Consider the following 12,891-nt stretch of genomic DNA (forward strand, 5'->3'; position numbering starts at 1 on the left):
GAGCTTCTTTTCTAGAAATCTCCTTAAAGCTAAGGCTAGGGCCATTGGCCGGTGTTAGCGGGTACAGCGCTGCGTCGTCGGGCCTGCATGCGCTGGCTAGCCAGTCGTTCAAGGCTCAGGGAAATTACCCCAAGGGTGACTAAAATCACCCCCATCCATTGAATAAACATCAGGGTCGATTTCTCGCCGGGGGTAATCAGGTAAGCCAAGATGGCCGTCACCACTGGCCCGCTTGCCGCCACGATCGATGCCTGCGAAGCCCCCAGCAGCTTGACACCATAGTTATTAAACAGATACCCCAGCAGGGTGAGTAACCCCAGCAGCCCCGCACCGCTGTAGAGACCCAAAGCGCTGCTGGGTTCACCGGGGTCGAGCCCAAAGAATGAACCAATAATTAAAATCAGGCTGGTCAGAATAAAAATGGTCGAGAACTGAAGCAGGCTCACCGACACCGGGTGCAGTCGCTTAAAGCTCAGCTGCATGGCTATTAGAAACAGGGCAAAGGCAATGCTAGACAATAGGGCAGCCCCTACTCCCCACAGCGAGACGCTATTCCCACTGAGATCGGTATAAATTCGCGGCAGAGCCGTAAATACAATACCCATGGTGATGGCAAACATGACGACTAAACGCAGCGAGGTGGGCCGATCGCCAAACAAAAACCAGGCCAGGGGTACCGTAATCAACGGATACATAAACAGCAGCGTCACGGCGACTCCTGGGCCGATATCGGCGATCGCCTTATAGATCAGCACCTGAGACAAAAATAGGAAGCCGCCGCTGGCCACCACCTGCATCAACGGGCGCTTGTCGGGGCTTCGAAACAGTTGTCGCAGATCATTGCCCACCGACGGATACAGGCGGGGGGCTAATAGAGCCAGCAGGGGCACAACCACTACCATGCGTAGCCACAGCAGCAGCAGTGAGTTAGGGATAGTTAAGGGCAGAACCCCCTCAATGGGAATGCGGCCCAAAAATTGCCCACCATAGCCAATAACGCCGACGACTACGTTGTGCATCGACAGCGCCAGGGTAGAAAGCACGACCATCAGCAGCCCCATCTGGAGCTGGGCGGCGGTGGGTAGGCGATCGCTCCCAACTAGAGCACCAGAACCTGCTCCCCGTTCGGGCCGGGGAGCAGACTCAACCTTCCCCCCCGGTGAGCTGGGCGCAGCGGTAGGCCACGGTGGCTGTTGTAACCCGCTCGGGGGGGGCGATGCCGTTTGGGCTGGGCCTGAGCTAGGGTAGGCTGCTGTTGGCTGTGGCCCGCGATAGGGTCTACCGGAGAGGGCTTGCCCTGTTACGGCCTCTCCAGCGCTAGGTCGAAGGGGAGAAGCGCTATATCCATGCCTAGCGGCGGGGGGCGGCACCATCTGGGTTTGCAGCTGCTGGCTCAGCCGACCGACCAATGCCTCGAGCAGGGCTTCTCCCTGCTGCTCTAGGGTCTGCATACGGTTGATTTGCTGGGAGAGGCTGCTGTGGTAGCTGGTTAAATCGTGCTGTAGCGACGCCAGGGTGCTCTGGAGGGTGGCATCGAGGGCGCTCACCCCCTGACTTGTATGGGTAAGCGGGGCTAGAACCTCCGGGGGGGGCAGAGCCGCCTGAAGCGCCGCCGGATTGGTCAATGCCGCTTCGAGTCGCCCCTGGAGATGGGTGGCTAACGCTACGGCCAGACGCTTGGCCCATGCCTGCTGCTGAGTAATTTGTTGCTCGGTAAGAGCAGCACTGTAGGTGGTTTGTAGCTGCCGATGCTGGCTTTGGAGACTCTCAAAGTCGCCTTCGAGGGCTTCGATGTCGGCCATCAGTCGCTGCTTGTGGGCTTGCAGATGGGCAATATCGGCCGACAGATGGCCAGAGACTTGATGGCGAAGGGTGTCTAAGTCTTGTCCTAATGCCTGCAAAATAGCCTCAGCAGACTGGGCCTCGGTAGAGGCGTTAGGGCGCAGGATGGGAGAATCGGGTTGGTAGTCAGCAGGCCCCATGGTTATCTGTCTCTAGCGATGCGGTCATCTTGCCATATCCCAGGATGTAGTCTAACCAAGAGGAGCGATCGCCCCTTCATCCGGCTACGGCATTACGAATGCTAGTATTGTGCTCAAAAAACTGAAAAAGATCTCTAGTAACGCCAGATTTAAGATGGCCAGGGTGAGCCCATCGCTGCAATCCATCGGCGAATTTCTTCAGGCTAGGCTCTCTAAACGCATTGCCTACTGGGTCTTTGTAAGCATTGTTGTGATTGAGGTGGTAATTCTGGTGCCCTCGGTGCTGCGGCGTGAACGGGAGCTGTTGAACTATCTGCGATCGCTCTCTACGGCCCAGGCGCTGGGGCGACTCGATGCCGCTACCTTGGCTAACTTGCAGGACGAGATGCTGGTCGAGTATCTCCAAGGTATTCAGACTAGCCATGTCATTTTGGGCGGTGCTATCTATGACCTGGATGGCACCAGGGTCGGTCGTTTTGGCGAACCTCCCCAGCTAACCTTGGCCGAAAGCCAGCGGGGTAACGGCCGCTATTATCGCCGCCAAAACCGCTACGATGCCCCCTGGGATATGCCTCCCCTGCGCGATCGCTATGTGCTGGTGGTGCGTCATGATGCCGGTTGGGTGCAGCAGGAGTTTTTTGCCTTCATTGGCCGTATTACTGGGCTAGTCGTGATCATCTCGGTGTTTGTGACCGGGGCCACTCTAGTCGTGCTGCGCCGTCTGGTGATTAAACCAATCATGCTGTTGCGCCAAGATTTGCTCACGGCGGGTCGCGCTATTGGCGACGACCGCGACCCCCAAGCTCTGGCCTTTGAGTCACTTCTTTATGCCCGCGCCGATGAGCTGGGCGATGTGATCGCGGCCTTTGAACAGATGTTTGGGCAAATTACCGCTGCCGTAGCTATCCGCAAGCAAAGCGAGACCCGGTTTCGCACCCTGGTGGAGCAGGCAGCAGATGCCTTTTTTGTGATTAATGCTGCCGGTCAGATAGTAGATGTCAACCAGAATGCCTGCGATAGCCTGGGCTACAGTCGAGATGAGCTGCTCGACCTGTCTGTGGTCGATATTCAAACCACCTATAGCCAGGCCGACTTTGAGGCACTTTGGCAACAGTTGCAACCGGGGGCACCCCAAACCCGAGAGGGTTGGCACCAGCGCAAAGATGGCACTGGCTTTCCAGTCGAGGTGCGTTTGGGGCTGCTCGAAACCCAGGGCGATCGCTACGGTCTAGCTCTGGTGCGAGATATTCGCGATCGCAAAGTTTCAGAAGCTGCCCAAGCCCGCCTGGCCGAAATTGGCGAGCTGGCCGCCATGATTGTCCACGAGGTGCGCAATCCTCTGACTACGGTGCTGCTGGGGCTCAATTCTTTTCGTAGCCTCCCACTGCCCGAGCGGGCCCAAGCCCGTCTAGAGCTGGCGCTCGAAGAGGCTGAGCGTCTGCAAAAACTACTTAACGAGATCTTGCTCTACTCCCGCGACCCCACCCTTGAGCTTGAGCCAGTAGAAATCAACGGTTTGATCCAAGATTTGGCCAAATCTTTAGCCCACAACCAGGCCAGCCTTTTGGGGCAGCTAACGGTGATGACTATGGTTGCCCCGGTCGTGGTTATGGGCGATCGCGACAAGCTCAAGCAAGTGTTTATTAATCTGATCGCCAATGCCCAAGAGGCCTGTCCCCCAGAGGACGCCATCACCTGGACGGTTCACCCTCCCGAGACGGGCCAAGTTACTATTAGCGTGCACAATAGCGGTGCGCCGATCCCACCGACGGTGTTGCCCAAACTGACCCAGCCGTTCTTTACTACCAAATCTACGGGTAGCGGCCTGGGCCTAGCGATTACGAAGCGCATCATTGATGCCCATCAGGGACAACTGGCGATCGCCTCGGCTGCCCACCTGGGCACCACCGTCACCGTCAGGCTGCCAGTCGTTGAGCGCCCGGCTCCAGACAACCAGCGCCCCCCCAACTAACCGGCGAACCCAGCGGCTAAACCTCTAGACAATCGACTAAAAAGCATCCAGGTCGAGAGCTTTAGAGCCCCCTTCCTCAATCAGCACCAAAATTTTGCCCAGCTGTGACCAGATCAGTAGGCCGCTCAGCAGCGTCATCGGCACGCCCATGGCGTAGGCTGCCTTAGCCGAAAACCCAAACAGTTGAATGCCAGAGGCCAAGAACACACAGACTCCAGCACAGATGCCAAAGAAGGGAATTTGGAGCTGGGGACCGCGCAGAGTCGCCAAAATTCGAGTCGAGCGTTTGGTATTCCACTCGTTGACAGACTGCTGTAGCGCGGTGCTAAAGGCATAGCCCGAAGTTACCGCAGCCAAAAAACCAGCAAAAAATAGAACGTAGGGCGGTTGTGGGTACACAGGCGTAGAAAAAAGAAACAATAATTTACTTCTCCTGATTATACGGGAGAGCTGCCCTTAGGCCTACGCCGCCACTAGCTCAACCGATAACCTAGGTTCGCAGCACTTGACGTAAGCCACCCACCACAGGCACCAACTGCTCCGCCCGTTCGAGAGAATAGTTGGCAAACGCGCCCCAGGCTACACCTAGCACCTTGTCAAAGGTAATGTCGTCCTTGACTAAGGCCCACAGTCGCTGAACCTCCTGAGTATGCAGCCGGTCGTCTTCTGTGAGGGCTAGCACAATCATTTGACGTAGGTGGGCACCTTCCTCAGACATCAGGTAGCCAAGGCCTAGCCCCGCCGTGGGGAGAAGGTCGAAACCGGTATCACCCTGGGCGATCGCCAACATGTTTTCCAGCCGTTGCCACTGAAGCTGACCATCCTGAAACAGCACTTCCAGCAGTCGCTGTCGCAGGGCCGGGGTTTCACCCAAGAGCAGCCGACGAGCCACATAGGGATAGGCCACATTGACGATCTTAAACTCAGGATTAAGGCTTAAAGCCAGACCTTCCTGGGTCACCAGCGATCGAATAATTAGGGCAAACTTGGCAGGTACCCGAAACGGGTACTCGTACATCAACTCTGAGAACTGGTCGGTGATTGTTTTGAAGTTAAAGTCGCTTACCTTAGCCCCAATAGCGTCGCCCAGCACCCGCTTGAGGGCAGGCACAATTGGTCCTAGATCGGTTTCTGGCGTCAAAAAGCCTAGCTTGACAAAGTCTTTGCCCAGATTGCTGAAATCTTGGTTGATCAGGTGAACTACTGCATCTACCAGCGTCTCTTTGGTGATCTGATCGAGCTGATCCATCATGCCAAAATCGATGTAGGCCATCCGGCCATCGGCCAAGGCAAATAGGTTGCCAGGGTGGGGATCGGCGTGAAAAAAACCAAACTCTAGTAGCTGACGCAGGCCCGCCGTCACCCCAATCTCAATCAGTCGATCGGGGTCTAAATTGCCTTGCCGGAGCGATGCCATATCGGTAAGCTTGCAGCCCTCGATCCATTCTAAGGTGAGCACCCGATGGCTACAGTAGGGCCAATAAATCACCGGCACCTTAACGGTGACATCGTCTTTGAAGTTGGCTGCAAATCGCTCGGCGTTATGGCCCTCGTTGAGGTAGTCGATTTCCTCAAACAGCTTGGTGCCAAACTCATCCACGATTAGGGTCAGATCGTGACCCAGGTTGAGAGGCAAAAATTTACCCAACCAGCCCGCAGCCCATCGCATTAAATACAGATCGCGACACAGGACTGGCCGCAGGTGGGGTCGCTGCACCTTAACAGCTACTTCTTCTCCAGAAAACAGCCGCCCCCGGTACACCTGGCCTAGGCTAGCCGCCGCCACTGGCAAAGGCGATAAAGTACTAAAAATTTCTTTGGGGCTATAGTCAAGCTCTGCCTCAATGATGGCCATCGCCTCAGCGGTAGGAAAAGGCGGCAGCTGATCTTGCAGCTTAGTCAGCTCGTCTAGAAAATCTTGCCGCACTAAGTCGGGACGAGTGGAGAGAGCCTGTCCTACTTTAATAAAGGTAGGCCCCAGATTCGTGAGCACTTGGCGTAGCTGCACCGCTCGGCGGGGACGGTTTTGCTCTTCTTGACTAAACCAGCGATCCATCTGTAGGCCCAGCACAAACGTGCCCAGCCACCACGAAATTTGCAAAATTCGCCAGCCTAAGGTGCCTATTCGCCAACGAAAATAGCGGGCTATCGCCGCTGCATCGTAGGTGCCCATAAAAGCCGGATTTATCGCTGCCACGGTGCTAAGTGCCCCTTGCGTCACAATGCGGTGCTTAACGTGCTGGGGACAATCGCTGGGCAACCCTTGACATCTACTCGCGCCATCCACAGAGTGAGAGGGCGCGGTGACAGGCGGCCATTGAGCATCCCTGAACCGGGTTAATTTACCTTAAATATAGTATAGAAAACTACAAACAGCTTTGACAGCAAATGGCCCGTAGCTTAGCAATACTGAGCGGCCCTGAGACCTACCTGGGCTAGCGCCGTTTTGAGGGTTTGCACCACCTGCATCTGCTGTTCTTCACCCAGCTCAGGAAACATCGGCAGTGACAACACCTGGTGAGCCGCGCTCTCAGCCTGGGGCAGATCGCCGGGCCGATAGCCCAGATGCTGGTACACCGGCTGGAGATGTAGCGGGATAGGATAGTAAACCATCGAGATCACCCCAGCTTCTCGCATGGCCTGCTGCACTTGGTTGCGCTCTTGCCCCTCAAGGGTGGCCTGGGTGAGCCGCAGAGTGTACTGGTTCCAGACTGAGCGGCCAAAGGTAACCGCTTGAGGACGAACCACCTCGGCTACCGAAGTCAGCAGGCTATCGTAGCGCTCTGCTACTGCGGTACGACGCTGATTCCAGCTGTCTAGGTGGCGGAGCTTGATGGCTAAAATGGCGGCCTGCACCGAGTCTAGTCGGCTGTTGATACCAATGGCCTCGTGGTGATATCTAACTCGACTGCCATGCTCTCGCAGCATGCGGGCGGTGGCCGCTAGCTCGGCATCGTTAGTGGTAATGGCCCCACCATCGCCGCAGCCTCCCAAGTTTTTAGTGGGGAAGAAACTAAAACAACCTACCTGACCAATGCGGCCTACCTGCTGTCCCATCCACTCGGCTCCAGTGGCCTGGGCACAGTCTTCGATCACGACCAAGTCATGGCGGGCGGCCAAATCCATCACCGGTCCCATGTCTACAGGCCGACCAAAGAGGTGCACTGGCATAATGGCTCGGGTGCGATCGCCCACCGCTGCCTCTACCTTAGCCACATCCAAATTGAAGGTGTCGAGATCAATATCGACAAACACCGGCGTGGCCCCCACAGCGCTAATGGCCTCCGCTGTGGCAATGAACGTAAACGGGGATGTAATTACCTCATCCCCAGGGCCAATATTAAAAGCACGTAGAGCCAGATAGAGCGCATCAGTACCCGAATTACACCCAACACAGTGCTCGGTGCCCACATACTCGCCGAAAGCTCTTTCAAACGTTTCAACGATCGGCCCATTAATGTATTGCCCAGAGGCCAGCACCTCAGCTACAGCGGCATTAACATCGGCTTGAATCGTTTGAAACTGCTCCGTAAGATCGACAGGAGGAATTACACTCACTCGCTCACACTCACCTAGTGGATAGGCCTATTTTACCGTACCCCACGGTTGCATCAGAGTTCTTCAGCTAGCGACGATGATTGTGTCTCAACCGTTCCCCGGCCCCTAGCCCCCTGGCTCAAATCCCTCCTTTTACTTCCTATCCCCTTTGCTTAGGACCTGCTTGCTGTGACTGACTTTTCGCTTTTGCCTAGCCATACTTTCCTACCTGAGGGCGACAATGTTAAGACTTTCTCCGATCGCTGGATGACCCGGTGCCTAGAGCTGGCTCGGTTGGCTGCCGGACGCACTGCTCCTAACCCCCTAGTGGGTTGTGTCATTCTCAACCAGGATGTAGTTGTCGGGGAAGGCTTCCACCCCGGTGCTGGACAGCCCCATGCTGAGGTGTTTGCCTTGGCCCAGGCAGGCGCAAAAGCCCAGGACTCAACGCTTTACGTCAACCTTGAACCCTGTAATCACACTGGGCGTACTCCCCCCTGCACGGAAGCTATCCTTCAGGCCGGGGTCAAGCGCGTAGTGGTAGGTATGGTCGATCCTGATCCGCGAGTGTCAGGGTCAGGTATTCAACGCTTGCGCCAGGCTGGTATTGACGTTGTGGTTGGTGTTGAAGAATCAGCTTGCCAACGCCTTAACGAAGCCTTCGTCCAGCGCGTGACTCGCCAGCGTCCCCTAGGCCTGCTGAAATACGCCATGACCCTGGATGGCAAAATTGCCGCTACCGGTGGTCACAGTGCCTGGGTCACCGGCCCCACCGCCCGCGCCGCCGTCCACCAGCTGCGGGCCACCTGTGATGCTGTGGTGGTAGGAGGCAACACGGTCCGTCAAGACAATCCGAGGCTGACCAGCCATGGCCACGGGCACAACCCACGGCGGGTGGTGATGAGCCGTGGCCTAGACCTGCCCGCCCAGGCTCACCTGTGGAATGTGGAGGTGGCTCCCACACTGGTGTTTACGACTTCAGCGGCAGACCCAAGGCGGCACCAGACGTTAGTTGATCAAGGTGTAGAGGTGATAGTATTACCCGACCTACGCCCTAAAGCCGTGACTCAGGATCTCTACGCGCAAGGCTGCGCGGCGCTGCTGTGGGAATGTGGCGGACAACTAGCGGCCCAAGCCTTGCAAGACGAGGTAATTGATAAACTCTGGGCGTTTGTTGCTCCCAAGCTAGTGGGTGGTCCCACCGCACCTACCCCGATTGGCGAACTGGGCATTCGGCACATGGACAAGGCGCTGGCAATTGAACGCCAAACCTGGCGTATCCTTGGCGAGGATCTTCTGTTAGAAGGGTATTTGCGAGGGCTATCCCACCAGTCGTAGCCGTTGCCTAACGACAAATCTGACCTATCTAAACGCTCGTCTTCTACGGCTGGCTGTTAAGGATAGATGCGCACTAGCCGGGGAATGTCATAGGTCAGCTCACGGTGGCGCATTAAGGTATCAAGGAGCAAGCGCAGGTCTTCTTTACCCCGAAACGACTCGACTCGCTGACAGACCTCGCCCTGCTCAAACATTAGAAGGGTAGGTAAATTCGACAGGCGGTAGGTGGTAGCCAGCCGAAAATTTTCGTCCGCGTTGACGTCAACTAGGCGCACCTGGCCCTCCCATTCAGACTGAAAGCTCTGCAAAACTGGGGTAATGAGCTTACAGAGGCCACACCAGGGTGCCCAAAAATGAACCAGCACAGGCAGATCGGATTCTAGTACAACCGTCCTAAAAGTGGCTTCGCCAACAGACATTGACATCAAATGTGTAAAGGAATTTAAACATCGACCCAGGAAGTCTCGAAAGAGAATAGATGGGCTTAAGGGCAATATTTCGTGCTCAAAGCAAAAGCAAAGGTTGCAGTTGGGATCATTGTAGACCAGTTGAGAATGGAAGTTAATGGGCTCAATCAAGGATTGTGCCAAATCCCTAACACAGGTTTTTCGCTGACTAGAGCAGCGATCGACACTGGCCTGGGCATTCTCCTAAGTCAATCCCAGTGGCTGCTGCTGCTGAAGTAGAGCCAGGGCGTCGCTCGCAGGAAGGGGCTTGGCAAAGAAGTAGCCCTGGCCATAGTCACAACCCTCCTGGCGTAGCATGGCCATCTGGGTCTCGGTTTCGACGCCTTCGGCTACCACGTCCATGCCCAACTGTTGGCCCAGCGTCAGAATGGTATGAATGATGGCCCGGTCTTCGTCGCTTTTCTCTAAGCGACCCACAAATGATTGATCTACCTTGAGGGTATCCATCGGGAAGCGATGCAGATAGCTAAGTGATGAGTAGCCTGTGCCAAAGTCGTCGATGGCTAGTTTCAAGTTTAGAGATTTGAGCTTGAGCATTAGGTCAATGGCGGCATCAACGTCTCCCATCACCATGCTTTCAGTGATTTCTAAGCGTATACAGTGACTGTTAACTTGAGTTTCTTTTAGAGCGGCTTGAATCTGGTTGATTAAGTCAGCTTGCCCAAACTGTCGATTGGACAGGTTGATGCTCATGGTCAGGTGTCTATAGTGGGGAAATTGGTCATGCCACTCGCGCAATTGTTGGCAGGCTTCGCGAAAAATCCACTGCCCCAGGGCCATAATTAAGCCCGTTTCCTCCGCTGCTGGGATGAAGGCGCTAGGCAGCACAAACCCTCGCTCTTTTTGGTGCCACCGCACCAGGGACTCAAACCCGGCTAACTCTCCGGTTTTGAGATTAATAATCGGCTGGTAGTAGAGCAAAAACTCTTGGTTGTCTAGGGCGTTAATCAAGTCGCTTTCGAGCTGAAGTCGATTGACTGCTTCGGTCAGCATGCCAGCCGCAAAGACTTCAAACCGCGACTTACCCAGCGCTTTGGCTCGATACATAGCTGTGTGGGCATCCCGTAGTAGGTCGGCGGGCTTATGCTCTAACCCCGGCTGACTAATCGCTACTCCAATGCTCAAGGTACTAGGTAATTTTTGCCCGTGGAGGATAAGGGGTTCTGAGAGCGCGTATTGGAGATGATCCATCAAGTTTCCAGCTTCGGCGCTAGACATATGGGTAAGCAGCAGCGCAAATTCATCTCCTCCGACTCGGGCTACCTGGGCCTGGGGTGGACTATGCTGCACCAACCGCTGAGCCATCATCTGTAGAACTTCGTCTCCCATCTGGTGGCCCAGGCTTTCATTGATCACCTTAAAGCGATCGACGCCCATAAAGGCCACAATTACGGGTGGACCTATGGGGTGACGGCAGTACAGGGCCTGTTGAATGGTTCCGATAAAGGCCTCTCGGTTGGGTAGCCCAGTGAGAGAGTCGTGGGTTGTGCGGTAGAGGAGCTTGTAGGCCAGCACCACGGCCATGGCCGTGATGATGCCAGTGATGGGTTCTGCCAGGGGGATCCATACTAGCCCATTGACCCCTAACCAGCCCACGCTTAGCAGTCCGCCGATCAGCACCCCACCGGAGATCAATAGAAGGTTGGGATGTTTGATAGTCCAAGCCATGGTGCCAGCGGCTAGACACCAACCCCACAGCCAGAGAACTTCGCTCCAGGGAGGCAGAACCCTGTAGAGAGCCGGCTTGTCGCTGACTATATCTAGCAGCTGGCGAATCATCTGGCTGTGAATGACCACTCCAGGCATGGTCAACTCTTCGTTTTGGTTGAAGCTGAAGGGGGTATAGAAGCGGTCTTTGAGGCTAGCGGCGGTCGTGCCGATTAGCACAATATTGCCGGTCATCCACTCGGGGTCAAACTGTCCACTGAGTACTTCGCTAATGGAGAGGTGCCGGGCGGGCATTTGGGCCGTGTGGTAGCGCAATAAGATTTGATAGCCGCTGCTGTCAACGTTCTGGTAGCCACCGTCTTGAGCCGAGAGAACGGGAATGGCGCGATCGCCCAGGTACAGGTGGTTTGCTTCGGCTCGCAGGGCATTGGGGGGATAGCCAGCGTAGGCCATCACCACGCGTAGCGCAAAGGAAAAGTAGCCGCCGTCGGGGCTGCGAACAAACATTAAATTACGGCGAATCACCCCGTCGGAATCGGTGGGGAAATCGTTAAACCCGACGCGGTTTGGTTCTACGGTGGGTGGTGCGGGGACCTGACCTTGGGAACTGCCAACGTTCATGATGGCGATCAGGTTTGGGGCAGCCAGCGCTGTAATTAAATCGTCAGAGCCTGGCGGGCGTGGGGTGCTGCGATAGAGGTCTAAGCCCACTACCTGAGGCTGGTGACGTTGAATCTGGTCAATCACCTGGGCTAGCATCTGGTCGCTGAGGGGCCAACCATGCTGGCGAATATCGGACTCGGTAATGCCCACAATGGTCATGCGGGGGTCTGGATCCTCGCTCGGGCGCGATCGCACCAGGTGATCAAATAAAAATAGTTCTGCTGGTTCAAGCAGGTTTAAAGCCTTCAGGCCGATTACTAGGGTGCTAGCTACTAGGCTGGCGAGTAGCACAATTTTGCTACCGGTATTGAGAGGTGTCATACCCCACCATTGGCTTATTTGAGGTGCCACCCGACGTTGCAATCGGGTATTTATAGCTTTAATTGCCGCTTTCACAGGTGTTCGGTCGTTGACAACAAAAACTAGACGACGAAGCAAATTTTATATAGAACACCCGGTATTCTTCCCCCGGAGCTCTACCAGGGTGAAGCGCTGCTGCTCAGCATGCCCAAATAGTGGTCACGAACTCGCTCTCAGCTAGTCTGAGTTACTCCAGTGACTTTAGTCTTGACATCTCCCATCATAGTGGTAACCCCCCAAGGCCTGACTTTGACGGGGGTAGTTTGATCTAGAGGAGGCCTCACTATAAATGGCAATAGCGGCAGGCTCCGGTCGGAATCTGCCGCTATTGCGTTACACAAATTAGCATTACTCTAGTTTGTATTAAATGATGCGGTTTTTGTGCTTTCAATCGAAAAGAGCTATTTTAATTCATTGCCTGAATCGGGCTGACCCAATGAGTTCCCCCTCCCTGTCGACGGCCCGGAAACTCGTCTCGACTATTGGCGCTGGCAACTGACCCTAAGCTAAAGGCTTGAAACAAAACCATTATGGCCAGTGACAATGTGCCTAGCGTCAGAAGCGAATACTTTGAACGAAAGTTTTGTCCTAACGGAGTTTTCATAATGATTTTCGTGGTGGCCTCAGGGCTCAACAATTGAGCCTGAGGGTAGACGATCCCTAAACAACAGTAACGACCCCGATGTCTGCGATCGCGGCTGGAGATGCAGACCGTGACTCAAATAGCGAAGCCTAATTCATTAAGGCCGAAGTTGACAGTAGCCATCGACAGGGGACCCACGGAATTTAGGGGTCCGAATTCTCACCTAGTTCTCTACCCCATCCGGATAAAAGCTATGAAGCTTATATAAATATTGGTGAGACTTCTAAACTTAAGATGAGATTCAAGACAATTTGCGTTCCG

At 55.1% G+C, this 12,891-nt stretch carries 8 protein-coding genes; 2 read left to right on the plus strand and 6 right to left on the minus strand.

What is annotated here, in order from left to right:
- Nucleotides 1–35: 35 nt before the first annotated feature.
- Nucleotides 36–1,982: a DMT family transporter gene (locus RRF56_RS21285; RefSeq protein ID WP_317035160.1), complete on the minus strand. Its 1,947-nt coding sequence runs from the start codon at nt 1,980–1,982 to the stop codon at nt 36–38.
- A 154-nt stretch (nt 1,983–2,136) separates the two neighbouring features.
- Here RRF56_RS21285 and RRF56_RS21290 point away from each other — a divergent pair, with 154 nt between their 5' ends.
- Complete coding sequence (locus tag RRF56_RS21290; protein WP_317035161.1) at nt 2,137–3,954, plus strand: PAS domain S-box protein; 1,818 nt, start codon at nt 2,137–2,139, stop codon at nt 3,952–3,954.
- 36 nt (nt 3,955–3,990) lie between these two features.
- Here the strand turns inward: RRF56_RS21290 and RRF56_RS21295 are convergent, their stop codons facing one another.
- The 3 genes from RRF56_RS21295 to RRF56_RS21305 form a co-directional block, all read right to left on the minus strand.
- Nucleotides 3,991–4,353: a hypothetical protein gene (locus RRF56_RS21295; RefSeq protein ID WP_317035162.1), complete on the minus strand. Its 363-nt coding sequence runs from the start codon at nt 4,351–4,353 to the stop codon at nt 3,991–3,993.
- 91 nt (nt 4,354–4,444) lie between these two features.
- On the minus strand, nt 4,445–6,127 hold the full coding sequence (locus RRF56_RS21300; protein ID WP_410510664.1) for an ABC1 kinase family protein: 1,683 nt from the start codon (nt 6,125–6,127) through the stop codon (nt 4,445–4,447).
- Between the two features lie 227 nt (nt 6,128–6,354).
- Nucleotides 6,355–7,512 carry a DegT/DnrJ/EryC1/StrS family aminotransferase gene (locus tag RRF56_RS21305; RefSeq protein WP_317035164.1) on the minus strand — a complete coding sequence of 386 codons (1,158 nt, stop codon included), beginning with the start codon at nt 7,510–7,512 and terminating at the stop codon, nt 6,355–6,357.
- A 246-nt stretch (nt 7,513–7,758) separates the two neighbouring features.
- Between RRF56_RS21305 and ribD the strand changes: the two genes are divergently transcribed.
- A complete protein-coding gene (ribD, locus tag RRF56_RS21310) occupies nt 7,759–8,829 on the plus strand; it encodes a bifunctional diaminohydroxyphosphoribosylaminopyrimidine deaminase/5-amino-6-(5-phosphoribosylamino)uracil reductase RibD (RefSeq protein WP_410510665.1) in 1,071 nt (356 codons plus the stop codon).
- A 56-nt stretch (nt 8,830–8,885) separates the two neighbouring features.
- Here the strand turns inward: ribD and RRF56_RS21315 are convergent, their stop codons facing one another.
- Complete coding sequence (locus tag RRF56_RS21315) at nt 8,886–9,254, minus strand: thioredoxin family protein (protein ID WP_317035166.1); 369 nt, start codon at nt 9,252–9,254, stop codon at nt 8,886–8,888.
- A gap of 225 nt (nt 9,255–9,479) precedes the next feature.
- The gene (locus RRF56_RS21320; RefSeq protein ID WP_317035167.1) at nt 9,480–11,948 is read right to left on the minus strand and encodes a putative bifunctional diguanylate cyclase/phosphodiesterase; all 2,469 of its coding nucleotides are present in this window, start codon (nt 11,946–11,948) and stop codon (nt 9,480–9,482) included.
- Nucleotides 11,949–12,891 lie beyond the last annotated feature (943 nt).

The organism is Nodosilinea sp. E11, from assembly GCF_032813545.1.
Classification (GTDB): Bacteria; Cyanobacteriota; Cyanobacteriia; order Phormidesmidales; family Phormidesmidaceae; genus Nodosilinea.

Excerpts from the sequence above, each read along its gene's own strand:
- RRF56_RS21290 (WP_317035161.1), top strand. The coding sequence starts at position 2,137 with ATGGCCAGGGTGAGCCCATCGCTGCAATCCATCGGCGAATTTCTTCAG.
- RRF56_RS21300 (WP_410510664.1), bottom strand. The coding sequence starts at position 6,127 with ATGGGCACCTACGATGCAGCGGCGATAGCCCGCTATTTTCGTTGGCGA.
- ribD (WP_410510665.1), top strand. The coding sequence starts at position 7,759 with ATGACCCGGTGCCTAGAGCTGGCTCGGTTGGCTGCCGGACGCACTGCT.
- RRF56_RS21320 (WP_317035167.1), bottom strand. The coding sequence starts at position 11,948 with ATGACACCTCTCAATACCGGTAGCAAAATTGTGCTACTCGCCAGCCTA.
- RRF56_RS21285 (WP_317035160.1), bottom strand. The coding sequence starts at position 1,982 with ATGGGGCCTGCTGACTACCAACCCGATTCTCCCATCCTGCGCCCTAAC.
- RRF56_RS21315 (WP_317035166.1), bottom strand. The coding sequence starts at position 9,254 with ATGTCAATGTCTGTTGGCGAAGCCACTTTTAGGACGGTTGTACTAGAA.